Origin of the sequence: Gabonia massiliensis (assembly GCF_001403595.1) — a bacterium.
GTDB lineage: Bacteria > Bacteroidota > Bacteroidia > Bacteroidales > Coprobacteraceae > Coprobacter > Coprobacter secundus.
Map to the genome: position 1 here is coordinate 398,605 of NZ_LN877939.1, position 24,802 is coordinate 423,406.

General features: G+C 35.4%; 17 protein-coding genes, 1 CRISPR repeat array and 1 riboswitch. Of the genes, 8 read left to right on the forward strand and 9 right to left on the reverse strand.

Features of this window, described 5'->3' with window-relative positions; genetic code table 11:
- Positions 1-9: 9 nt before the first annotated feature.
- Both BN2628_RS06530 and BN2628_RS06535 read right to left on the reverse strand, forming a co-directional pair.
- Positions 10-2,217, reverse strand: a complete 2,208-nt coding sequence (locus BN2628_RS06530; RefSeq protein WP_055096554.1) for an anaerobic ribonucleoside triphosphate reductase — start codon at positions 2,215-2,217, stop codon at positions 10-12.
- A gap of 362 nt (positions 2,218-2,579) precedes the next feature.
- Positions 2,580-3,326 carry a nitroreductase family protein gene (locus BN2628_RS06535; protein WP_055096556.1) on the reverse strand — a complete coding sequence of 249 codons (747 nt, stop codon included), beginning with the start codon at positions 3,324-3,326 and terminating at the stop codon, positions 2,580-2,582.
- Between the two features lie 347 nt (positions 3,327-3,673).
- On the opposite strand from BN2628_RS06535, the gene BN2628_RS06540 reads away from it, so the two are divergent.
- The 8 genes from BN2628_RS06540 (at position 3,674) to BN2628_RS06575 (ending at position 16,549) form a co-directional block, all read left to right on the forward strand.
- A complete protein-coding gene (locus BN2628_RS06540; protein WP_055096558.1) occupies positions 3,674-4,441 on the forward strand; it encodes a threonine/serine exporter family protein in 768 nt (255 codons plus the stop codon).
- Positions 4,438-4,950 carry a threonine/serine exporter family protein gene (locus BN2628_RS06545; protein ID WP_055096561.1) on the forward strand — a complete coding sequence of 171 codons (513 nt, stop codon included), beginning with the start codon at positions 4,438-4,440 and terminating at the stop codon, positions 4,948-4,950. The genes BN2628_RS06540 and BN2628_RS06545 overlap by 4 nt, the downstream gene beginning before the upstream one ends.
- Positions 4,947-5,675 (forward strand): DUF6064 family protein, encoded by a 729-nt coding sequence (locus BN2628_RS06550; protein ID WP_021931502.1) that lies wholly within the window; start codon positions 4,947-4,949, stop codon positions 5,673-5,675. The genes BN2628_RS06545 and BN2628_RS06550 overlap by 4 nt, the downstream gene beginning before the upstream one ends.
- 112 nt (positions 5,676-5,787) lie before the next feature.
- Positions 5,788-5,992, forward strand: a riboswitch (cobalamin riboswitch).
- 136 nt (positions 5,993-6,128) lie between these two features.
- Positions 6,129-8,129 (forward strand): TonB-dependent receptor, encoded by a 2,001-nt coding sequence (locus BN2628_RS06555; protein ID WP_021931501.1) that lies wholly within the window; start codon positions 6,129-6,131, stop codon positions 8,127-8,129.
- A gap of 15 nt (positions 8,130-8,144) precedes the next feature.
- Entirely contained in the window at positions 8,145-9,308 is a 1,164-nt protein-coding gene (locus tag BN2628_RS06560; RefSeq protein ID WP_055097125.1) for a YncE family protein, read from the forward strand.
- A 2-nt stretch (positions 9,309-9,310) separates the two neighbouring features.
- Positions 9,311-10,537 carry a hypothetical protein gene (locus BN2628_RS06565; RefSeq protein ID WP_055096563.1) on the forward strand — a complete coding sequence of 409 codons (1,227 nt, stop codon included), beginning with the start codon at positions 9,311-9,313 and terminating at the stop codon, positions 10,535-10,537.
- A gap of 12 nt (positions 10,538-10,549) precedes the next feature.
- Complete coding sequence (locus tag BN2628_RS06570) at positions 10,550-12,301, forward strand: DUF5074 domain-containing protein (RefSeq protein WP_055096565.1); 1,752 nt, start codon at positions 10,550-10,552, stop codon at positions 12,299-12,301.
- A gap of 15 nt (positions 12,302-12,316) precedes the next feature.
- Positions 12,317-16,549, forward strand: coding sequence for a T9SS type A sorting domain-containing protein (locus BN2628_RS06575; protein ID WP_055096567.1), 4,233 nt, complete (start codon positions 12,317-12,319; stop codon positions 16,547-16,549).
- A 136-nt stretch (positions 16,550-16,685) separates the two neighbouring features.
- A CRISPR array of direct repeats spans positions 16,686-17,231; the repeat unit is 29 nt; unit sequence ATTTCAATTCTATAAAGTAAGATTAGAAC.
- Positions 17,232-17,445: 214 nt separating this feature from the next.
- Here BN2628_RS06575 and cas2 read toward each other — a convergent pair.
- Genes cas2 through BN2628_RS06610 form a run of 7 tightly spaced genes read right to left on the reverse strand, consistent with a single transcriptional unit; the run spans position 17,446 to position 24,653 of the window.
- Positions 17,446-17,709 (reverse strand): CRISPR-associated endonuclease Cas2, encoded by a 264-nt coding sequence (cas2, locus tag BN2628_RS06580; protein WP_044229523.1) that lies wholly within the window; start codon positions 17,707-17,709, stop codon positions 17,446-17,448.
- Positions 17,709-18,719, reverse strand: coding sequence for a type I-B CRISPR-associated endonuclease Cas1b (gene cas1b, locus BN2628_RS06585; protein WP_044229519.1), 1,011 nt, complete (start codon positions 18,717-18,719; stop codon positions 17,709-17,711). Before cas1b ends, cas2 begins: the two co-directional genes overlap by 1 nt.
- A complete protein-coding gene (gene cas4 / locus BN2628_RS06590; protein ID WP_044229594.1) occupies positions 18,716-19,228 on the reverse strand; it encodes a CRISPR-associated protein Cas4 in 513 nt (170 codons plus the stop codon). The genes cas1b and cas4 overlap by 4 nt, the downstream gene beginning before the upstream one ends.
- Before the next feature lie 13 nt (positions 19,229-19,241).
- Positions 19,242-21,506, reverse strand: a complete 2,265-nt coding sequence (locus tag BN2628_RS06595; RefSeq protein WP_044229515.1) for a CRISPR-associated helicase/endonuclease Cas3 — start codon at positions 21,504-21,506, stop codon at positions 19,242-19,244.
- A complete protein-coding gene (gene cas5b / locus BN2628_RS06600; protein WP_044229513.1) occupies positions 21,503-22,180 on the reverse strand; it encodes a type I-B CRISPR-associated protein Cas5b in 678 nt (225 codons plus the stop codon). Before cas5b ends, BN2628_RS06595 begins: the two co-directional genes overlap by 4 nt.
- On the reverse strand, positions 22,180-23,238 hold the full coding sequence (gene cas7i / locus BN2628_RS06605; protein ID WP_044229592.1) for a type I-B CRISPR-associated protein Cas7/Cst2/DevR: 1,059 nt from the start codon (positions 23,236-23,238) through the stop codon (positions 22,180-22,182). The genes cas5b and cas7i overlap by 1 nt, the downstream gene beginning before the upstream one ends.
- Before the next feature lie 17 nt (positions 23,239-23,255).
- A complete protein-coding gene (locus BN2628_RS06610; protein ID WP_044229511.1) occupies positions 23,256-24,653 on the reverse strand; it encodes a hypothetical protein in 1,398 nt (465 codons plus the stop codon).
- Positions 24,654-24,802 lie beyond the last annotated feature (149 nt).

A 24,802-nucleotide genomic window follows, 5' to 3' on the forward strand; every position in this document is an offset into this window, starting at 1 on the left:
TAAGACTTCTCAATTATGCGTGACGCGATCATTTAATTCAGATAATTTAGCATGATTCCATCTATCAGTAGTTCCCACCAGATAACCCGTTATACGTTGCAATCGGTCTATGTTTTTACTACCACATTTCGGACATTCTTCTAAATGAGCTGAAGCATCTTCAAAACCACAATCCAAACAACGATTACGAGTATGATTCACCGATCCATATCCAATATTATACTTATCCATCATATCAACAACAGCCATAATTGCATCAGGATTATGTGTAGCATCGCCATCTATTTCAACATAAAAAATATGTCCACCACGAGTCAAGTCATGATAAGGAGCCTCCACCTCTGCCTTATGACGAGCAGAACATTTATAATATACCGGCACATGATTTGAATTTGTATAGTAATCACGGTCTGTAATACCTGGCAATATTCCGAAAGTACGACGATCTCTCATTGTAAATTTTCCAGACAGACCTTCTGCTGGTGTAGCTAATACACTATAATTATGCTGATACTGCTCTGAAAAACGGTTTGCCTGATCTCTCATATAAGTCACAATGCGTAGTCCTAATAATTGCGAATCTTTATCTTCTCCATGATGTTTTCCTGTAAGCGCAACAAGACACTCAGCTAAACCGATAAATCCAATGCCTAAAGTACCTTGATTAATCACTGATGATATATTATCAGTCGGACTTAGTTTTTCAGTCCCATTCCATAATGAAGACATCAACAAAGGGAACTGTTTAGCATATGCCGTTTTCTGGAATTCAAATCGCTCATGCAATTGCTGTGCTGTAATCTCCAATATTTCATCAAGACGGGCAAAAAATCTGTCTATTCGCTCCTGCTTATTTACAACATTCATACATTCTATAGCCAAGCGAACGATATTAATAGTCGTAAATGAAAGATTTCCTCGACCAATAGATGTTTTCTCTCCAAAACGATTCTCAAAGACCCGAGTACGACAACCCATAGTAGCCACTTCATATTTATAACGCAGAGGATCCTCAGCTTTCCAATCTTCGTGTTGGTTAAAAGTTGCATCAAGATTCAAAAAATTAGGGAAAAAGCGTCTTGCACTGACTTTACAAGCCATTTTATACAAATCATAATTACGATCTTCCGGCAAATAACTTACCCCCCTCTTCTTTTTCCATATTTGTATTGGGAAAATTGCAGTTGCTCCATTTCCAACTCCTTCATACGTAGACAATAATACTTCTCGAATTATACAACGTCCCTCAGCCGAAGTATCGGTACCATAATTGATAGAAGAAAAAACGACCTGATTTCCCCCTCGCGAATGAATCGTATTCATGTTATGAATAAATGCTTCCATCGATTGGTGTACACGGCTGACCGTACGATTCACAGCATGTTGAATAACTCGCTCCTCTCCACACAAACCCGTCAAATCCCGTACAATATAATCATCTAAATGTACATTATAAAGATGCTCATAATTTGTTGCATTTATATCAGCCAATACTTTCAACTCTTCAACAAAACTTTTACGAACAAATGGTGCCAGATAAAAGTCAAAAGCAGGAATCGCCTGTCCTCCATGCATTTCATTTTGGGCTGTTTCCATAGAAATACAAGCTAAAATACTTGCTGTCTCGATACGTTTAGCCGGACGTGATTCCCCATGTCCTGCAAAAAATCCATTTTTCAAAATTTTATCTAACGGATGCTGTACACAGGTCAAACTTTTAGTAGGATAATAGTCTTTGTCATGTATATGAATGTAATTATCAGCAACTGCAGACTTTACCCTATCGCTTAACAAATAATCATCAACGAATGGCTTGGTCGTCTCACTTGCAAACTTCATCATCATACCGGCAGGGGTATCGGCATTCATATTTGCGTTTTCGCGGGTAACATCATTCGACTTAGTTTCAATAATTTCCAGAAAAATATCACGTGTTTTTGCTTTTCGGGCAATACTCCTTTGATTCCGATAAGCAATATAACGTTGGGCCACATCTTTACGACTGCTCTTCATCAATTCTCTTTCTACACAATCTTGTATAGCCTCTACGCTCATTTGTTCATCCCCCCGACAAACAATGCGGTCGGTTATTTGACGGATAAGGCTCATATCCTCACCCTTCTCGGTATGTAACATTGCTTTACGAATTGCTGCAACAATCTTTTCCTCATTAAAACCGACAATGCGTCCGTCACGCTTCACAACAGTCTGTATCATTTTTATTTGAAACTAAGGTTATATATTTTCTTGTTCTAAAACTGTTGTAAAGGTAAAAAAAATTATTCTTTATTACACAATAAAATTTCTATTTTAGAAAACTTTTTGATGTTAAAATATATTTATAATACTGATAACCAATTTTTTAATTTTAAAAATGGAAAACTTTTTTTATTTTCCAAATACAAATAATTTTCTTTTTAGAGAACTTTTAATAATAAGAATAAAAGTAAAAAATATCACTAAATATACAACAGGCATATTAAAAAAATTCCTTTCAAATTGAAATTTTATCTCTTTTTTCTGACGTACTATCCAACCAATCAAAAACAAAAAAACAAACAAATAATAAATTAAGAAAACTATTTTCTCATTTCAAATCCCTGATGCTTAAGATAACCTTCAATATCATATTTCATGCCATCATTATAATAACCTACAATGTGAGATATCCAGTCATTATCTGTCGTTACCCCACTACGATTACGATTATACGTAGATATAGTCTTATCATAAGTCAATAAATCATCTCGCATATCATTATCCCTATAATGATTCTGATGTATTACCAACGGTAGCGGTTGCTTAGGCTTCAAATCAGGAGATTCAGCAGGATATCCTATTGCCAATCCACAAACGACAAACACGCCTTTCGGCAACTGTAGTACTTCTGCAATACGCTCCGGATCGCAAGTCCGAGTATAACCAATACAACATCCTCCTAACCCTATCGACATAGCTGATATGTAAGCAGTCTGCATAGCCAAGGCAGCATCAATAACCCCAACCATAATACCATCCATTGTATCAGGGAAAGCAGGGAACGGACATTCTATAGCATCGGCAGCTACCCTTATTTTATTGTAATCAGCACAAAATACCAAAAATGCAGCACAAGTCTTAATTTGCTTCTGTCCAGTTATCTCATATAATAACACTTTTTCATCCTGGTCAGTTACAGAGATAACAGAAAACTGCTGTCCATTATAGCTCGTCGGTGTATTTTGAATAGCTTTATAAATAAACTCCAACTCTTCCTGACTCAATTTGTCTCGTGTATAACGCCGTACAGAAGTACGTCCAAGCAAAATATCTTTTATCGTTTTCATATCGACTCATTTTTTATTCTTATTACAAAGATAACCACTCTTTTGTTTTATCTTCACCAGTCAAACGTTAATTACTTCATAGTACATGACTTTTTAACGTCATTTTAATTGTAGACAGATAATAATAAACGTACCATAAATATCAAACCCATTATGCTAAATAAATCTACGACTTATAAACGATTGAAAATAAATGTACAATGAAATATTTACTATTAAAATTACAGCTAATTATAATCAACAAGTAATTTTATTAAAAAACATTTTATACTTTTGCAGTCGTTTTCCGAATAATCCCAATACTAAAACAAGCTAAATAAAATATTACGAAACAAAAATTCATATAGATGAATGCTAATGAGTCTTTGGTAGAAGTTGCCAAATTCATAGCCGAATATTCGGCCTACATGATGGGAAATGGAGTACATACATCCCGTGTAGTACGTAGTGCCAAAAGAATAGGCGAATCGTTCGATTTAGTTGTAAAAATAAGTGTATTTCAAAAAAACATTATTCTAACTATTTATGACGAAGAAACGAAAGAAGCTTATAGTGAAGTCATCGATATACCTGCTTACCCTATCAGTTTCGAACGAAACTCGGAATTAAGCGCTTTAAGTTGGGAAGCCCATGATGAACGTCTTTCTTTGGTTGAATTGAAGAAACGCTATAACGAAATTGTCTCCGCCCCGCGGATGAACCCTTTATTTGTTCTTATCCTTGCGGGATTCGCCAATGCTTCATTTTGTAAACTTTTCGGCGGAGACTGGTGCTCCATGGGTATCGTGTTTTCAGCAACAATTACAGGATTATTTCTGAAACAACAAATGCAGATACAAAAATATAACCACTATATAATCTTCATCGTGTCAGCCTTTGTAGCATCTCTATGCTCTTCTATCGCCCTGATTTTCAATACAACATCAGAAATAGCTTTAGCTACCAGTGTCTTATATTTGATTCCTGGTGTCCCACTTATTAATGGAGTCATCGATATTGTAGAAGGATATATTCTTACTGGTTGTGCCCGCCTGATAGATGCTTTACTCCTAGTCGTATGTATTGCCATAGGGCTTTCGTTTACTTTATTATTAGTTAAAGATAGTTTGATATGATAGCTATAGATATACTTTCAGATGCTTTTTTTGCGGCACTTGCCGGTATCGGTTTCGGAGCAATCTCAGACCCTCCTATGCGAGCTTTTCCCTCGATAGCCATCCTTGCAGCTATCGGCCATGCTTGTCGTTATTGCTTAATGACTTTCTTAGGATTTGATATTGCGACAGCTTCTCTTTTTGGAGCAGTAATTATCGGATTTGGCAGTTTATGGTTGGGAGGAAAAATATATTGTCCTATGACTGTTCTTTATATACCTGCTTTATTACCCATGATTCCCGGGAAATTTGCTTATAATATGGTATTCTCTCTACTAATGTTTTTACAAACAATGGATACTCCGGCAGAAAGGGCTAAATATATGGAAATGTTCTTTTCTAATGGAATAGTAACTTCTTCAGTCATTTTCATGTTAGCTGTAGGAGCTACACTACCTATTTTCCTTTTGCCTCATAAAGCATTCTCCTTAACCCGACATAATGTAATACGAAAAAGAAGACGTTCATGAATATTTTTTGGAATACAATAGCAAATTATAATTTGGCAACCTGGATATACCAGATAATTTTTATAACTATCGGTATATTATTAACACTTCTACTGATATATAAACCTTCCCGAATAATCAAAACCGGGATGAAAATATATTTAACCACCACTTATTTATGGATTTCTCTCATTTATTATTACATATTTTGTGCCGAAAGAAGTTATAATATAGCTATGGTTCTCTATTGGGGTATAATGGCCATCATTTGGTTATGGGATACAATAAGTGGATACACGACTTTTGAAAGTACAGGCAAACATCGTCTATTGTCCATTATTTTATTAATATTGCCTTTTATATACCCAATATTTTCATTAGCACGAGGCATGTCATTTCCTGCTATGACTTCTCCAGTAATGCCTTGTTCTGTCGCAGTATTCACTTTAGGATTGATGTTGATGTTTTCACGTAAAATAAATATGTTTATCGTGCTCTTTCTATGTCATTGGTCATTTATTGGAGTTTCTAAAACATACTCTTTCGATATTCCTGAAGACTTTTTATTATCTGGTGCAACCATTCCGGCTCTATACTTTTTTTTGAAAGATTTTTTCCTGAAGCAATCCTCCTCCGATACAAAGCCCCAAGGCAAATATATAAATCTCCTATTGCTTCTGGTATGCTCCATATTGGCAACAGCCTTAATTGTAGCATTAGGAATGGAAATAAAACTCAACCCATAAAGATAAAAATCTTTCTAAAAACAAATACTGACAATTATTTCATAAATAGAAATATAACAAATTAGAAATGCAATTTTTCATGTATGAAAAATTGCATTTCTAATTATTCTTCATACCTTTGCCTCGCATTGGTTCGAGACCTTTATTCAGAGGAATCGATTAAAAGGGAATCAGGTGGAAATCCTGAACAGTCCCGCTGCTGTAAGTTTCATACAAACGTTGTAAGCATGTACCAATAGCCACTGAATCAAAAAATTCGGGAAGGCGTTTACCAACGGAAACAAGTCAGAAGACCTGCCATGCTAATATTTTTCAATAGCTTTCGAGGAAAGAGCAAATTGATTCGTGTTTAGTATTCCGGCAGGATCCGGCATCTATCCTTTCGTACCATACTGCATTTATCCCTCTTGGGCTATTGTATTGTTTTACTATGTTAACAGTTCATACCTCAGGATGAATTCATTCGTAAAAATATGTAGTATAATATACTGTATATCTATAAATATACAAGTATCACTACTTTCCGCCCAAAACAAATTAGACTCAATACAACACATCAACGAAGTCGTTATAACCGGTAACCGATATAATGAAGTCATACCTTCTCAAAAATTAACCGGAAAAGAATTAGAAAATCTCAATAGTCTATCTATCGCTGATGCTTTACGTTACTTTTCAGGCATACAACTAAAAGACTATGGAGGTGTAGGAGGTATAAAAACCGTAAATATCCGTAGTATGGGTACCAATCATATGGGCGTCTACTATAACGGAATACAACTAGGAAATGCACAAAACGGACAAATAGACTTAGGCAAATATTCACTGGAAAATATTGAAGAAATATCTTTATACAACGGGCAAAAAAGTGAAATATTCCAATCGGCACGCGAATTCGGTTCGGCCGGGTCTATTTACATAACTACTCGCCGTCCCAAATTTGCAGAAGGAAAAACAGCAAACCTAAAAGCTGGTTTGAAAGCTGGTTCCTTCGATTATATTAATCCATCTGTCTTATTTGAATACAAATTAAACAATAATTTAAGCGCCAGTTTCAATGCCGAATGGATAAATGCAAGTGGTAAATATAAGTTTCGCTATAGAAGAGTAACTCCCTCTGGTGAACTGGCTTATGATACTACGGCAACTCGTCAAAATGGGGATATAGATGCAGTTCGAATCGAAGGTGGATTACAGGGATATTTCCCCAATGGACGATGGAAAGCTTATATGTATCACTATACTTCCGAAAGAGGCGTTCCCGGTGCTATTGTCAATAACGTATGGAGGCGCGGAGAACGACTTTGGGATAGAAATTCGTTCGTACAAGGGATGTTTGAATATGACATTACCTCTAAATTAAGTACGAAAGTAAATCTAAAATACGCATTTGATTATACCCGATACGTAAATAATGACGACAAACTAATACATGTCGATAACATATACAAACAGCGAGAAGGTTATATATCTTGGGCCAACAAATACAGTATATTATCCAATTGGGATGTATCTGTTGCCTATGACTATCAATGGAATGGTCTTTCCGAATACACGTCAGTATTCAGGAACACTCACTGGATTTCCGCGGCAACAGCTTTTTCCATCAAAAATTGTTTAAAAGTACAGGCTGCAGCTTTAGCTACTATCGTAGATGAAGAAGCTCGGGAAAGAGAAAATGCTCCCAATAAGAAAAAAGTAACTCCTGCCATATTTTTATCATATAAACCCATCCGAAAAGCAGATTTCATAATACGAGCATTTTATAAACACAGTTACCGAATGCCAACATTCAACGACTTGTATTATACCGATATGGGAAATGCCTATCTGCGTCCGGAAACAGCCAAACAGTATAATCTCGGTCTTCTATATGATATAGATAGAAAAGAACACACATTCTCTTTTTTTAGAATAGGAGCTGATATATATTACAACCGGGTCAAAGATAAAATTGTAGCCTATCCTAAAGGGCAACAATTTCGTTGGACAATGCTAAACTTGGGAGAAGTAGATATTCGTGGAATTGATGCCCAAACCATGGCCATTTTCCGTTTGCCCTACAAAATAGAACTAACCGCCAAATTACAATATACCTATCAGAAAGCTATCGATATAACCAATCCGGCAGATAATTATTACCGGGACCAAATACCCTATATTCCTTGGCATAGTGGTTCGGCTATAGCGATGCTCAGTTGGAAAGGATGGAATCTGAACTACAGTTTCATCTATGTAGGACACAGATATAACCAGCAGGAAAATATTCGATACAATTATACACAACCTTGGTATACCAGTGACGTATCGTTAATAAAAACTTTTAAAATAAAAAAAACTCACTTAAAAGCCTCTGTTGAGGTAAATAACCTTTTAAGCCAAGATTACGATGTAATACTGAATTACCCGATGCCAAAACGTAATTATCGATTTGGGATATCAGTCGAATTATAAAATCACAGCATGATAATGAAAAAGTATTTTCACATATCAATATTTATATTTTTCACTCTACTCATTCTACTGCCGGCTTGTCGAAAAGACGAGTTAGTAGTACCAACTGAATATGATATTCTACCCTTCGAGATGAATCCCGACAGCAATCCTATAGGGATGTATGTACTCAATGAAGGAAATATGGGTAGCAATAAAGCATCTATCGATTTTGTCGATTTTAAAAATACCCTATATGTACGCAATATGTACGCTGAACGCAACCCAACTGTCATTAAAGAGCTGGGAGATGTCGGTAATGACATACAAATATACGGAAGTAAGTTATACGCCGTCATCAACTGTTCTCACAAAGTAGAAGTAATGGATGCTCACACCTTGATACGAATCGGCCAAATTGATATTCCAAACTGTCGATATATTCGTTTTGCACAAGGTAAAGCTTATGTGTCAGCTTATGTCGGCCCTGTAGCCATGGATCCAAATGCTCAATTAGGTGCAGTTTATAGAATCGATACCACTTCATTGAAAGTAACCGGAAAAGTTACTGTCGGTTACCAACCTGACGAACTGGAAATTTTAGGTGAATACATATATGTCGCCAACTCAGGAGGATACCGGGCTCCGAATTACGATTTTACTGTTTCTGTTGTCGAAATGTACGGAATGAAACAAGTCCAAAAAATTCCGGTAGCAATAAATCTTCACCGTATCAGAAAAGATAAATACGGAAAATTGTGGGTTTCATCTCGAGGAAATTACAGTTCTATACCTTCTCGTCTTTTTGTTCTGGATAGAAAAAATAAAAATTCAAAAGAAATGGAGGTAAAAGATACCTTAGATATTCCCTGTTCTGAAATGGTTATACATGGTGATTCTCTCTATTTCTATAGTGTAGAATGGAATAAAGAATCTGAAGAAAATACCGTTTCATACGGAATTATCAATGTAAAAACTAAAGAACTAATCACCGATCACTTTATAACTGATGGAACAGAAAAAGATATCACCATTCCTTACGGCATACAAATAGACCCCAGAAATGGAGACATTTATGTTACTGACGCTAAAAATTATGTATCGAGCGGAACATTGCACTGTTATAGTCGCAACGGACGAAAAAAATGGAGTGTAAGAGCCGGAGACATACCGGCACATATGGTATTTCTAAATCGTTGATTATGAAAAAAAATATACTCTTTATCCTCTTTACTTTCATTTCGATGCTATCATGCCAACAAGACATACCCATGGTAAGCCTTGGTATAGATAATGTATATGCAATCGAGCGAATGAAAGCTCTGGTTCTACATCCTGAATTCCCAGGTGAACGATATGAATGGAGTATGAAAGATAGTAAGGGAAATGACTCTCTTGTTTCAACCGACCAAGATTATATTTTTCTAAGTGCTACCACTGGACAATTTCAGATAAAATTGCACATTGCTGATTCTCAAAATCCAGTTGACCATAAAATAAATATTACCGTTTGGGAAGAAAGTGTCGCTTATAGTCGCTACATCTCGAAAGTATATGAATATTGTCCAGCTCCAGGACAATTTGTCAACGAATTGCCTTTATATCAAGAGGGAGACACAGAAGAAACCATGAGACAAAAGGCAGAAGAAAGTATTTCCGGGAAAAACGATGTATTAGTGTCTTTGGGAGGTTATGGAGGATATATAACGTTCGGATTTGACCACACTGTCGTCAATATTCCAGGGGAAAAAGACTTCAAAATATTAGGAAATGCTTTTTATGCAGTAGCTAATCCTAATCCGGATGCCCCTGAATCTGGAGGTAGTTCTGAGCCAGGTATCGTTATGGTATCATTCGACCGAAACGGTAACGGAATCCCTGACGATAAATGGTACGAGTTGGCTGGAAGTGAATATAATAAACCTGAAACAAAACATCATTATACAATCACTTATAGTCGCCCAGCAGCAGACCATATCGCAACCCCAGACAAAGGAACACCTATCACAGACTCTACCTACATTCCTTGGACAGCCAATGACGGAACATCTGGTTACATTGCCAAAAACAGTTATCACCGACAAGACTATTATCCCAAATGGATACAACAAGACCGGATATCATTCACTGGGACAAAACTTGCAGATAATGCCGTCGATGAAAGCGGAAAAGGGACATATTATGTTCTATACACATACGATTGGGGATATGTGGATAACCACCCAAACGAAAAAAACGACAAAATCAGCTTCGATATAGACTGGGCTGTTGATTCCGACGGGAATAAAGTACACCTACCCGGAATAGACTTCATACGTGTATATACTGGCGTAAACCAACAATGTGGCTGGTTAGGAGAAACATCAACCGAATTGTCCAGAGCCGAAGACTTGCATATAGACGATTCTTCTGCTTTACCCAACCCATAAAACTCATCGCTTATGAAATGGAAAAATTTACTTATTTATGCTTTTCTCTCCGGAAGTGCTCCTATCATCGGACAGACATATACGGATGGTGTATTTGTACTGAACGAAGACTGGTATGGACATAACAATAGCTCCATAAACTTTTTGCACCCAGAATCTGGAATTATAGATTATTATTTGGTACAGACTAATCCTGCCAATATGGATGGGAGCATTATACAAACATTAGGTTGTACCGCACAATACGGAGTTATATATGGAAATAAAATGTATGTTATTTCCAAACAAAACCAAGATCCGGGAGAAAATGCAGAAGAAAAACAAGGTGGAAGACTGGTCATCTTGGATGCTAAAAACATGCAGGTATTATATCGTTTACCCATAATAGCAGAAAAGAACGGGAAATCGATAGCCGATGGAAGAAGCTTTGTCGGAGTAGACGAAAATAAAGGCTATATAGGCACCTCAAATGGCATCTACATATTAGATTTGAACACCTATATGTTAAACGGTATTATCGAAGGTAGTGAAAATCCTCTAATTACAGGCGATGAATCACCATCTACCGGATTAGGAGCCTTATACGAAAACCAGATAGGAATGATGATACGCACTCAAGACCATGTGCTGGCAATACAACAGGATAAAGGTATTCTGGTAATCAATCCTGAAACAGACAAAATAGAACAGGTTATTCCCGGATGTTTTAGTACTATGACTCAAAGTAAAGATGGTTATGTATGGGTTGGTCTCAACACCAATAGGAATGAAGAATACCTGCATTATCCATACGGTTCGGCCGGTGAAGAATGGATAGGAAATGCTTTATTGAGAATAGACCCATATACCTTTGAAACAAAACAAATCGACTTGCCACGAGGAGGCATAAACCAAACATGGTATGCATGGACAGCCGGTTCTTTATGTGCAAGCGCTAAAGAAAACATTCTTTATTTCATTTACAATGAAGACTCATCTCAAGGACAAGCATCCTGGTTTACGACAGCACACATGTATAAATATAATATAGATAAGGGTACTTGTGAACTCATTTACGACAGTACTCCCGAAGACCGTTATTTCTATGGAGCCGGAATGCGTATAAATCCGGCAGATGACAAAATATATGCAGCATTATATGTCAGCTTCATTTCAAACAATTATTTTCTATACTATCAATTGGATAAAAATGGCAAACTCTTGAATGAATATGAACCTATTAGTGGATACTGGTATCCAGCAATGTTTATTTTTCCTGATAATCAGGCTCCTGTCATAAAAAATTTTTCACCGGTAGAATTAAATGGGACAACACAGGAAATAGACCTATCTAACATGGCAACAGATGAGGATACACCGATAACCTCTATTATCAAACGAGTAACCAAAATAAAAAACGAAAATATTGTTTCAGCAAAAATAAAAAATAACAAACTCATACTTACGCCCTTACAAGCTGGGGAAACTTCGATCACCGTGCGCTTCAATTCAAATGGGAAATGTGAAGATCGAGATTTAGCAGTCAAGGTTTCTACAGCAACATACATCCAAGAAACAGAATCTGACCCGATACACATATTTGCCCGGAACGGAATCATACAGATATTCGGTATAGAACCATCAACCGAAGTAGAGATATACAACATGCAAAGCCAATTGATATATAAAAATACATTGTCTTCAGGCTGTACTATCACCGAAATATCTCCTAAACAAATATATATAGTAAAAATAAAAAATCAGATACATAAAATCATACTTTAATTCAAACTAAACATTATGAGAAATTTTTACAGAAAAAAAACATGGTTGACATTGATGTTACTATGTATGGTATCCTCCATATTTGCGGGGAACCAATTCATTCCTAAAAACTATTCATTTACGAACATTGCCAAGACTTCAAAAGTGACATTAAACTTATCTATGACCGACATATTTGAATATCCTGACGGCATAGACAAAAGTGCTAATTTAGATGATTTGGGCGTTATTGTCAAAATAGAGTCAAGTGATTTGGAAATCACCGATTTATATAAATATGAATATTATAACTACGGCAAAGTCCAGACATTATATTTATGGCTTATGCCTAATAAAGCCGGAGATGCTGATGTAAAAGTAACATTAACTTACCAAAGTGAAACCGTTGAAAATATCATACATATTTCATTGAAAAAAGTTTTGGCAACAGACGACTCTTTTGTCGTAGAACCTAAAAGCGAACTAACAGCAGATGTCTTGAAAAATGACCAATGGATGAATAATTCAGACAAGACAACAGCCAGTATTACAATCGATGAACAGCCCCAATACGGCACGGCAACGGTAGTAAAAGAGACGTCCTACCCCGTAATCAATTACGTACCCGATGCAGAAACAGAAAACTACACTTTTGACCAACTAAAATATACCGTTACCTTAGCTACAGGAGAAACGTCTTCAGCTACAGCAAAAATAAATATACACTTAAATCCTTATGCTTCTAAAATACTAGGATATTTACCGGCTCCAGGACAATTTACCAATACAATGGATGACCCCACTGTTATTTTAGGAACACAGGGTGGTATGGTAAGCCTAGGGGCATTCGGAGGTTATGTTATCCTAGGTTTTGACCAGCCTATAAAAAATGATCCCCGTAACCCATACGGTGTAGATTTTACTCTGAAAGGAAACTCTTTTATTGCCAATTTATATGGAGTATGGTCTGAACCTGGAGCTGTACAGGTAATGAAAGACTTAAATGGAAATGGCATTCCCGATGATGGAGAATGGTATGAATTGGCTGGGTCTGATTATTGGCTGAGTACAACAAAACGTAACGTAGAAATGACCTATTACAATCCGAGTTATAATAAACGCTATACTGTACCTTGGACAACTAATCAGGGAAAAAGCGGTGCCGTTTTAACCAATCAGTTCCACAATCAATCTTATTACCCTGACCCCTACACATACGAATGCGGAAGAGAGCAAGTAACATTTTCAGGAAATATTATACGAAGCTCCATCGACATGAGCTCACCGAGTTATATCGAATTTTACCGAGCTCCGGCCTTCGGATACTGCGACAATCGAGGATATGACAAAACCGATCTTACCGTTGCTCACAACCCATATTATAACGATGAAAACGGAAATGCAACAGATGGATTTGACCTTAGTTGGGCAGTAGATAAAAATGGCAATCACGTAGAATTGGACCAAGTTGATTTCGTAAAGGTTTATTGCGCCGGAAGTGCCAATGCCGGATGGTTAGGCGAATGGTCGACCGAAGTTTTAGGCGCAGCCATCACCACACCAGACCCCAACTATGTTCCACAAGACTATTACCTCAATTACATTGGTATTACTCAATTACAAGTAATCGAGGGGCAAACTTGTCAGTATGAAGGATTTTTATTCAAAAACGGTCGTCCAGTAAAAGAAGGGACTCAACGATGGTGGTTATCTGACAATACTATCGGAAACATCGATAACACCGGAAAATTTACAGCGACAAAAGAAGGGGAAACATGGATATATTTCAGCCAAAAAGATGATATAGCCAAAGACTCTATCCAAATAAGTGTCGTAAAACTGAAAAAAGTAATTATCGATTTGGAAGGTAATGCCAGCACCGTATCGAACGACAGTACAACTATGATTGTAAATGAAACTATCTTTATTAATGCACAGTGTGAAGATAGCCGAGATGAAAACCTAAACGGAAATACTGCTAATCGCTATATTTACGAAACTTTTGATTGGACAACATCGAATCCTGAAATCGGAACTATCAAAAATGGTTCATTTACTGCCAATAAAGTTGGAAGAACCAAAGTTATCGTCCGTTCTACGAGTGACCCAACTCTATCAGATACGATTCTTGTCATTGTAAAAGATATTCCGGAAATAAAACCGGTGAACTCTCCTATTCGGATTGCATATGACAAACCTGAAGGAGAATTTTCTAATTCAGAGCTATTTACTACAGGAAACGATGCTACCGTATATATGGAAGAAGTAACTGCCGTTAACGGAAAAGTTCAAGTTTCCTTAGAAAAAAATGTCTTAAAATACTCATTCAACACAGGAGAATATTGTAATGACGTCCTTCGTTTCCGTATAACATGCTACAAACAAGAAAAAACGATAGAAATACCTATCATATATGCTCCCGACAACGAAGGAATGAGTAAACATATTCTATTTACCGATAACAACGGAAATGGAAACAGCTCAATTATGGGATACCAAGTCAATACTAAAGAAACAAAAACACTACTTGGCAACATACAAGCAGATTCTATCAGCAATATGTTGAATGACGGTGCTTTCGTATACGTATCTGCAGGTAACACCATATCCCGTTACAACATCACAACAGAGGAACTTGTCGCTTCCATATCATTAAAATCAAAAGCAAAACACCAACTGGCTTTATATAAAAATATGTTATTAGTAACCGATGCTAACGGAGACAATACAGATTTGAAGATATATTATAAAACAGATTTAAAACTTGTTGGTACAGTGTCTATAAACGACATTGCCAAAGTTATGACTGTAGTTGGTAATAATGCATATGTTATAACCAATGATGTAGCAATGAAATCAAGTAATCTTGCAACAATTGATTTAAATACTTTTGAAATCTCTCTGCAAGAATTGGAGAAAAAAGCATTAAATGTATCTGTCATAACAGTAAAAGACAACATTATTTATGCCATCGGCAGATGTAATGATAATTCTGATTATAATATATTCTCTTATGATATTTCGAACAAAACAATATCATCTGACAGTTGGGTAACGGAATACCCGATGTTCTTGGCCTCTCCTATTGCTTTGACACCATTATCTGGAGACTTTATCATGTTAGTCAGCGGTAATGCATTCGTAAAATATAATATTACTACAAAAGAAATAGAAGATGGAAGATTCATGGAATTGGGATACGACTTATTCCCCATGGGTTCTGTTTATGATGCTGAAGAAAATAAATATTATGTAGCTTATTGTAGCGAAGACGGTACTCAACAGAAAGCGGCAATATTCGATAATCAATTCAACAAATTAGAAGAAATCGAGAACATCGGCAACCATCCGCAAATGATGAGTATATTATCAACTATAAATGACAATGATATACCTACGATAAGCAGCAGCAAATCGAATCTTAGTTGCTATGAACGTGCAACATCAGCGTCTAAACTCTCAATCAACAAACAATGGTTTACCGACAGAGAAAACAATTTTTCTATTTATACTCGTGATCTGGACAAACATTCTGACTGGCTGAGTTTAGATAATACATATAACAATACAAACGGTAATCTACAACTATTAGCCCAATATACAGGCGATGTAGCAACCGATTCCATTGCTACCATTTCTATCGAAGCTATCGATCATTTAGGCTATTCAGTAATACGAGATGTAGAAATAACAATAAAACCAAGAGTCTATATGCCTGTGAGCATTGCTAAAAATATTGAAGCCATACAAGATGCAGAAGATATGCTAATACCTATAAAAAATATATTCAGCTATCCGGGAAGTAGTACTTACGGCCTGACATTCATGACGACTGTAGAAACCAATGATAACGAAGATTTGGTTTCTGCAACTATCGAAAATGACAATTTGGTTCTTTCATTTGGAGAAAGCAAATTCGGAAAGGCTCAAATAAAGCTACGTCAAACGGTTAGCCATCAAACGTATGGTGAAAAATTCTGTGAAACAGAGTTTACAGTCAACGTAAAAGAAAAACCGGTTGTAGGCGTCGAGGATACATCAAATGATATTATTTCAATATATCCTAACCCTGCAACTAATTATTTCTACGTAAATACTGAAATCAATGCTCAAATAGAAATCTTCAATATTGATGGACAATTAGTGAAAAGTATAAACATCTCTTTGTCTAAGGAACCTATCAATATTCAAGATTTGACAGCTGGAAATTATCTAGTACGAATTACTACTGAAAAAGAAGTCCTAAGTAAGAGATTGATAAAAAGATAGTTATCAGTAACTGATAATCAAATAAATAATAATAGAAACCGGGATATCTTTATATAGAAATATCCCGGTTTTATTTTTATAACAATAAAGAATTAGAACCATAAAATACATAATATGGACATATTATACGAAAAAGATTTCAATTTTTTATAGTAAGATTAGAACCAGCAATGTTTCATGTAAACAGGTCAACAATAAGTCGCATTTCAATTCTATAAAGTAAGATTAGAACTTATATATCGGAATCTGATAAATCTTTTACTCCTGCATTTCAATTCTATAAAGTAAGATTAGAACTATCGTGATATTAGAAATAATCCTTTGATTTTGAAATTTCAATTCTATAAAGTAAGATTAGAACTTGCTTCTACTCTTGAAAATGATGATAAGATAATATTTCAATTCTATAAAGTAAGATTAGAACCGACACGACTCATCGAAGCGTCGAGAGTCCGATTCAATTTCAATTCTATAAAGTAAGATTAGAACGATAAAATTCAGAATCAAGCCTTCTAAAAAATTCTTCATTTCAATTCTATAAAGTAAGATTAGAACTTGCTGATAATCCTGACAGTTTAGATGATACGTTATTTCAATTCTATAAAGTAAGATTAGAACAACAGACATTGTTTTCAAACGAAGCATTAATGGCAATTTCAATTCTATAAAGTAAGATTAGAACCCTATCATTAACAATAAAGACACAGTTTATAACCAATGGGTTAGAGCTGCAAATATAATAAATATTTCAAAGAAAAGTTGTCGATGTACGATTATATAAAAATATACAGACATCGACAATATAAATAACTTATTAAAAATAAGGAAGATAAAAGAAACGGATATAATAGTTATATCAAAAAAATATTAAATTTACTCAAGAACGACAACTTCAATTACAGAAAATTATCTGTACTCCCTAATTGTCGACCGATAATTTGCCGTTCCATAAACACTTGTGATGCAGTTTTAAAAATAATTATACTATCCTCATTCACTTTCATAAACATTTTAATATACATTAATAACTCTTTCAATCGAACATCCGATATTTCTCCTTCAAAAACCGAGTTCTGTACCCAGTTTAGATATCTACGACAAAGTTTCAACATCTTTGCAACTCGTTTTTCTCCAAAGTCATATACCAAAATAACATACATTACCAATACATTTTAAATGGTTTATACATCTCCATTCCCAATAAATGTTTCAACAACTTATAACATTCCAATTTCACTAAATGTCGATAACTAACTTTTCGGCCCAATGCTCTATGTTGTATCGTCTCGTTCAAACGCTCCTCAAAAGCTTTCACAAAAATTTTCTTTCCAGACAAATTTAATAAACATTTATTTAACTTCTTTTCGAAATGTTTATCTTGAATCTCGTGTTTATTCAATACTCTAAAAATAGTCCTATCTACAATAATCGGTTTGAAAATCTCTGAGATGTCTAAAGCTAAAGAATATCTACGTTCACCCGGAGTATGCAAATAACTGATAGTCGGATTCAGTTGCGTTTGATGAATAGCCCTTAAACACAAAGTATAACACATCATATTTCCAAAAGAAATCAATGCATTTACTTCATTTAATGGTGGACGTTTCGAGCGAGGGCCCATCTCAAAATCATTTATAATCAAATTAAATGCTTCATAATAAGTTTGGCGTATCATTCCTTCTATTCCCATAAGCTCTTCTATAGAAACAGCAGATGATATTCGAGTAGAATATTCCTTAATATCACTAATAATTTTTTCAACGTCACATCCCCTCCGACTGTAATAACGAAGATTCTTGAGTATATTATAGCACGCCCCTTCTATAAACTTTTGAGCAATAACCATACGCTTACTCTTATTTTGATAAGCTGAAGTCTGAGCTAACAGCATTTTCCCTGACAATAAAGAATCGCGAGGCATAAATGAACCAGTATAATTTTCATAATAATCAAAGAAATGTACCGCTATATCTTTCTGCCCTAAAAAATTATATAAAGCACTATTGGCCCGTAAAGAACCAAACACATAAAATTCGCTAATATCTTCTATCGGTAAATACCGGGGCATCGAAACCTCATTACTCTCTGAGCCAACAATCGGTGTAAATTTCAAGGTATTATCTTTCCTGTCCAATTCTCCTGGATTAAATAAATAAAATGTTTTTTTCATGGTTCGATCTCCTCTATAAAACAAAAATCATAATAACTACAATTTTTACATATCGATTTTTTTATAATAGATGGACAAACATCAGAATATATTATCGATTCGATATCTTTTTCCATTTTACCTATATTTTTTCGATCTTCTTCATTAAGATAGATCTCTTTCGTTTTACGCAATACAGGGTACTCCAACATACCCCTACATCCCAAGATTCCATTCCTCTCAAATACATACAAATAATACTTTAGTTGCCATTCATGTGAAATCTCTATCTTATCAGACTTTTTTATTTCATGGATAATATTGTGCACCGTGTCATAAAAATCAACTTTAATGCCATCAATTTCTATTTCTTCATATTTCGACGATCTCTGAGGATACGAACTTTCATGTATCAGTTTTCCTTCATATACCAAATCCGAAGTATGTTCAAAATTTATACCATTAGCAAACAACCAAAGCTTTCGATGGCAAATCTGATAATAATTAAAATGTGTCCCTGTAATCTGTATCATATAAATATATTCAAAGACATAACTGATCGGAATCTATATTCTTAATTTCATTCATTCGAAGGCCTATTTCACTATCATACACTCTCTTTATAATATAGACATTCTTACAACCTAATTTTTTTATATTTTCAAAATAGAAAGAATCTTCATAGGCATCTTCACTTTTCAAAAGTCCCCAAAGCCGACTTTCCTTCACCGATACCAAAAGTGCATCTGCCTCGATAAATGATTTTTGTTCTAAACAAGCTCGATATTCTTTTATCAAATCTACCGGTAGAACCTTTATTCCATCGAATTGTCGATAAAACATCTTCTCGCTCTTTTCATCGTATACCAAAGGTGAAAGTGCCCTATCGATAAACGAAGTAAGTGTTTTCAATGTCATATCATAATCATCTTGTTGTTTCTTTTCCCACATCGGATATACTTCATCTATCAACGATTGCAACTCGTCTTCATGAATTATTCCATCATGTCTTTGCTCGATTATATACAGAGCATCCAATGTTCGGCAGATAACATTTTCATCATAGATAAACAGATCTTTCTTATTTCGCTCTTTAAATACATGACACAAACATAATCCTTTTAGTCGTTTTCTATTCACACGTCCAAAGCGTTGAATCAGAGCATCCAATGGTGCTGGTTCGGTATAGATCACATCATAATCGATGTCTAAGCTCACTTCTATGGCCTGTGTACCTACCAACAACTGTATATCCCCATTTTGCAATTCTATCTCTTTTCGATTTTTATCATTTGCATTAAAAGCTCCATGCAACAATAATTTTCGCCGATTGACCGGTATAAACAAATTTTGATATACATTTTGAGATTGCTCTACCGTATTACATACGACAAGCACTTTTTTACCTCGATCTATATCTCTTTGTATTAAATCTAAAGATTCCGATAATAATCCCTCATGAAGTTTTATCCGATGTCTTTCAAATTTTCTATATAAAGACTTTTCGGCAACTATATTTATATGTTTTCCTATAGAATCGGCCAAAATTTTACGCATAAACATAGGCAATGTTGCAGTCATAATAAAGACACGAACATCCATATATCGAGTTACAAATTGTAAAAGAGCTATAATCTGGGCAAAAGTCTTCGAATCATAAGCATGAATTTCGTCAAAAATAAAATATCCCCCCGACCATTCAGCAATACCCTTCTCAAACCCCTTCAGCCCAAATAAATGTTTCAATAATTGGAATGGTGTTACAATCTTAAAGGGTGTTACCAAGGTTTTGAAATCTTCTATTAACTTCGATTTTTCCTCTATATTTACCGAATTATCCGATGACATTCTTTGTTCGATATATTGCATTAATTTACCATGTAACATACCTACCCGATGTTTGTCATGCCCTATCGCTGTATCAACTCTTTCATACATAGCATTGATCGATGCTGTATACGGGAGCATATAAAATACTCTGCCCTGTCCTCTTATATGAAGTTGATTTACCAACCAAAGAAAAGCGGCTTCAGTTTTGCCCGAACCTGTCGATGCAGAAAGAATGACATTCCCAGTCGATAACAAAGCCTTTTTCTGATGGTCATACAATTCGTTATTATAAACAAAATCGAAATCTTCCGGATAAATATTCAATATTTTTCGAATACCGGCTGAAGCTAAATGATCGCACTGTTTCAAAAAACCGACGAGCAATAAAATGAAAAAATAATCGGAATGCGCAACCCGATGTTGTTTCCCCATCTCCTGTTTCAAATATTTTCCGATATCTATACAATCTTCATTCTCTTTAAAATAGCCATACCTTTTTAATATATACCAAACTTCATCTTGCAAAAGTTTTCCACATTCAGATTGAAAATCAAGATCACCTTCACATGCCCACGAAGGATCTTCCATCCACAAATAATTTGCCGAAACAAATTCATTTAAATCCGACACGCTTTTATGATGCCCGACAACGGCATAACATACCTTATCTTTCCATTCTTTCTCCAAACTCGACTGATAAATAAAATATGACGAAAAGAGTTCATGCCGTTGTCCCAACCATTTATTTCGACTTTTATGCAACAATTTCTGAAATTCATCATGAGCTTTACCCATATCGTGAAATATAATACAAGCCGCTAATACTCGCCAAAACAAATCCTTTTTAACAACCGGCAGATTGGGAAACCCAGTTATCAACTGTTCGAGAATATTCAAACAATCTTCGATATGGCATATTAAAGGAATCTCGGGTTCCGATTTCGCCAAAAGATAAAATTCTTTCGAATCAAATTTCATATATCATCTTCAAAATCAAGTTGATGAAAATAAATATCAACTTCGTTTCCATCAATAATATCCCGATATGCAGTTATACCGGTAGGTATATCTTTACTTCGATACGATATTACAGAATACGCTTCCGTACCTATATTACTTCGGGGAAATGTATCGGTAAAATATTTAGGTAAAGCCTGTACCATACCCGGCAAAAAGTTTCCGGCAATCGGGATGATCTGTCCCTTTATTTTATCGGCATTCGTCTTTTCCGATAACTCTACTATTTCGATACGATCCACAGATGCAAGGTCCGAGCTTCTCCCTAATAATATAGGATAATAAGGTGATAGAAATAAATCGGTTAACTCTTTATCTTTCAAGTACAAAAAAAGCCTATTATCAAACAGAAATTCACGGGGTATAACATTAGACTTCACTTGATTGACCGGAACATTCCTTTCGTTCAATTTTATCTGATAGATCGTTTCAAGGTCAACGGCTTCCGCCCCATATTCAAAATAATAACCTAAAGATAAATGTTTATGCCGAATATATTTTCCAGCACAAGCATTCAAAATTCCCAAAACCGTACTAATCGGCGGAACATGCAGTGTTGGCTGATATCCTGAAATAATATTCGGATATCTAAAACTCGATGTCCACGAACTTATCAAAATACGGTAAGCTTCCATTACTTCATTTGTTGTTTTAATTGTTCACAATAAGCATCAATCATGGCATTCACTGGTCCGAATTCTACTATATCAGAATATTCTTTTTGTAATTCCGACAACTCATTCGTATCATCATCAAAGAAACCGGCTCGTTTACCAATAAATATTTTTCCCACATAATTTCGACGATACTCTTCGATTACTTCCTTCAAAGCTGAAATATTAAGTTTTACCTTTTCATCCTTTTCCCCAAAACTTGTCGCTATATGAGAGAAGGGATGATTACCTGTGCTCGTCGTTGCCAAAATAATAAATTTTGGTGTTACATCTGCCATATTATTGGTCTGCATAGCTCCTCCCACAATATTTTTCAAAGCACTTATCGTATCCAATGTTCTCTGTAATCGAGTTTTTACAGGAAGCCTCACCAATTTACGCTCCGAATCGAAAATATCATTGATTTCTACAGCCCCTTTTTCGAGTGCCTCTTTCTTTAACTTATCCGAAAGATTCTGATAACCCGATTTATTATAATTCGAAAACGTCCCCACCATATTCAAATCAAGACTGAACATGCCCTTCATCACAGCACTATATTCCTGTTTTCCATAAGGTACAGAATCACCTTCCTGCCGAGCCATACTCGACCAATTTTCTACCGGTCTTACGGCACATGCCGAAACGACTGCCGAATTTTTCAAAGGAGACACTCTCGTTACCGTAATGTTCTTTTTCTTTATCTTACCTTTTTCGTCTGTCTCTTCTTCCGAAGCAGCCCTCATATACCCGAATATATCATCGTCGGGATACTCTATAGGATTAGCATTAGTATATGCAATTTTATTTTCTCTTACAATAGGCGACAGCCTCCAACCATAATTCTTTTGTAAAGCCTCGCGCCACCAATATCGAAAAGCCTGCCCTGATACATACGTATAAGTACGTCCATTCTTAATAATGCTCTTCGTTGCTACTCCATTATCGAAATGCGACATCACATTTTTACCGGCATTGTTCAATGCAACGACATCTACATCAATCAAAAAAAATCCTTGAACTTTCAAATTATTTTCCATAACACATAACATTAAATTTAACTTTCATATTCTATCTGCTCATCATCGAAGTCATCCATATCGACCTCTATATGTAAATTCCTTTCATGAAGTTTCTGATATATCGATATCAATAATACATCTCGAATCTCCATCCATGAACTCGAATCCGGGAATAAATAATCAACATACTCTTCGACAGTTACCAAAGGTTGATCATGTCCCTCATTATAATATTTTCTTATCGTACCGATAATAAAACGTCTCAGGACATACGCACTTTTCGTTCCACTCAACGTAATTATTACTTTTTTCATTCCGGATTCACTCGTACTTTCCAGAATATAATTCGAAATCTTGTCTAATTTCGCAATCGTCTCTTTTTTCATATTTTGTAAATTGACTAAATACAAATTCAATAAATCCACATCGAAAAAGTGGTGCACACTCCATTTTCTGATATCACCAAGAATACTTGCTCCTTTCAATAATTTATCATATATGGCATTTCTCCAATACTTGAATTTCTCTTCATCGATATAAATATTATCTTTCTTATTTTCGACACAAAACACATTTTTTTCATCATCGTATTTCGCTTTTTTATAATCGGAATTGAAATAATGACTTGCGACAAAAATGTTCCAACGTTCTCTAAATCGACTACTCTGCGTTCTCTGATAAAAACGGAAAGCCTGAAAAGGGAGAGTATAGATCTGTACCTCCGGACTCGCCCCGAAATTTGTCAGATGATATAATGCAACAGAATCACTCATTCCATTATCTTCGGTATATCTCGCCAACACAGAATCAAGATACCGGAAAACAGCCGTTCCCAGCGAATGAGCAGAACTTTTCAATACCCCAGTAGATACATTCTGTCCCACCTCCGCCAAAACTCTGCTACAACAATCTCTAGCATACCATTCCGAAATTTTAGGATTATTACTACAAATTACAGCTATTTTTCCTTGCAACAATTCACATCCCAACGGAAGAAAATAGTATCGTATAATGGCTTCCTTAGACAACATTATGCCTTCTTGAAAAGCATGATGAAAATTCACAAAGGTTCCCGACCCTGTCAAAACCGACAGGTCTCTTCCTACTGGAAACAACTTCGTATTATTCCCCATAATCCGACAGCACCCTATTCGATACGATAAAGTTTCATCTAAAAGACTTTCGAAATATCGCCTAGCTTCCTCTTTTTTCCGTTCACCTTTAAAAGCAGGTTGCGTAATCTTCGAATTTAGAAACAATGTGTTGATTTTTGCATCCCAAAGTTTTACATATATATCAGTCACCATCATAATCAACGTCATAATATCAGCATCCGGATAGCATTCCATCAACTCTTGCAGAACAAATCCACCAGCATCTACAAAGGGATCGCCAGTATATTTAAACATCTCATTCCAATCTATTTTTTGCATAATAAGAAATTTAAAATGTAAATTTAATAAAAATTTATCTCCTATTGTTTTTATTATAAATCTGATTTCTATAATATACTAAAAATATTTATTCCACTTCTTGTCTAAAGCTCACAAGATCGATTTTTTCACATATTCTTCGATAAACT